The organism is Mycolicibacter senuensis (genome assembly GCF_003284925.1).
GTDB classification, from domain to species: Bacteria; Actinomycetota; Actinomycetes; order Mycobacteriales; family Mycobacteriaceae; genus Mycobacterium; species Mycobacterium algericum_A.
Map to the genome: position 1 here is coordinate 1 of NZ_QMEX01000292.1, position 1,483 is coordinate 1,483.

The window sequence follows — 1,483 nt, forward strand, 5'->3', positions numbered from 1 at the left end:
CGGGGCCGCCGGTGAACGGCCACTGGCCCAACTCGCAGGTGTTGGTCTTGCCGACGATCACCGCTCCTGCGGCTTTGAGCCGCCGCACCACCTCGGCGTCGTGGGCGGCCGGCTCGACGTAGCCGGACGTGCCGAAGGAGGTGGGTACACCCGCGACGTCGGTGTCGTCCTTGACCGCGATCGGGACGCCCAGCAGCGGGGCGCGATCGCCGGCGGCGCGGCGTCGGTCGGCTTCGGCGGCACTGCGCAGCGCCGAATCGGTGAACACCACCCGGAAGGCGTTCAGCGTGGACTGGCTGGCGTCGATGGCGTGCAGCGAGCGGCGGACCAGGTCGACGGAGGCCACCTCGCCGCTGGCCAGCTGGTAGAGCTGTTCGGTGAGGGTGGGAAAGCGGGCGCCGGGTTCCGCGGGCGGGTGGGTCATCGGTGACGAGACTATCCGGCGTGCCACGCCGGTGACCGTCCTCGAAACGCCCCCGTGATGATGCGAAACTGGTGCGATGCGGCTGTACCGGGACCGGGCGGTGGTGCTGCGCCAGCACAAGCTCGGCGAAGCCGACCGGATCGTCACTTTGCTCACCCGCGACCACGGGCTGGTCCGCGCGGTGGCCAAAGGAGTGCGCCGTACCCGCAGTAAGTTCGGTGCCCGACTGGAGCCGTTCGCCCACATTGACGTGCAGCTGCATCCGGGCCGCAACCTCGACATCGTCACCCAGGTGGTGTCGGTGGACGCGTTCGCGAGCGACATCGTCAGCGACTACGGCCGCTACACGTGCGCCTGCGTGATGCTGGAGACCGCCGAACGTCTCGCCGGCGCCGAGCGGGCACCGGCAACGGCGTTGCACCGGCTGACCGTCAGCGCGTTGCGGGCGGTGGCCGACGGCCGTCGCCCCCGCGAGCTGGTGCTGGACGCCTACCTGCTGCGTGCCATGTCGGTGGCCGGGTGGGCACCGGCACTGACCGAATGTGCCCGTTGTGCCACCCCCGGCCCGCATCGGGCGTTTCATGTCGCGGCCGGCGGCAGCGTCTGCGGTCACTGCCGCCCGGCCGGATCGACCACCCCGCCGATGGGGGTGCTGGATCTGATGGCGGCGCTGCACGACGGGGATTGGGAGCTTGCTGAATCTTCTACGTCGGCGCACCGCAGCCACGCCAGCGGATTGGTGGCCGCCCATCTGCAGTGGCATCTGGAGCGCCGGCTGCGGACATTGCCGCTGGTGGAGCGCGTTCAGCGGGCGGCGGCCGGGCAGCACGCGGTGGGGGTCGAGGCGGTACCGGAGGCCACCGGCAGCCACGGCTGACCTCGCGGGCACCGACCTGGCAATTGTGTTCGTTTCCGTGGACCATTCGTGGGTCGGCGGTAGGCTGATGCAACTTCACGATCCGAAGGCTCAATCTGGAAGGCAGGCCGAATGATTCACGACACCGGGTGGGGACGCTGGGCGCACTACACCGCGCCGCGATACGCGGCCGGCCTCGGCGC

At 70.7% G+C, this 1,483-nt stretch carries 2 protein-coding genes; one reads left to right on the forward strand and one right to left on the reverse strand.

The window, feature by feature from the left end; genetic code table 11:
* A partial coding sequence (locus tag DQP56_RS24215; protein ID WP_286167814.1) for an amidase family protein occupies positions 1-424 on the reverse strand: 424 nt, incomplete at its 3' end.
* A 76-nt stretch (positions 425-500) separates the two neighbouring features.
* Here DQP56_RS24215 and recO point away from each other — a divergent pair.
* Positions 501-1,301: a DNA repair protein RecO gene (recO, locus tag DQP56_RS24220; RefSeq protein ID WP_112689606.1), complete on the forward strand. Its 801-nt coding sequence runs from the start codon at positions 501-503 to the stop codon at positions 1,299-1,301.
* The last annotated feature ends 182 nt before the right edge of the window (positions 1,302-1,483 follow it).

Excerpts from the sequence above, each read along its gene's own strand:
- recO (WP_112689606.1), top strand. The coding sequence starts at position 501 with ATGCGGCTGTACCGGGACCGGGCGGTGGTGCTGCGCCAGCACAAGCTC.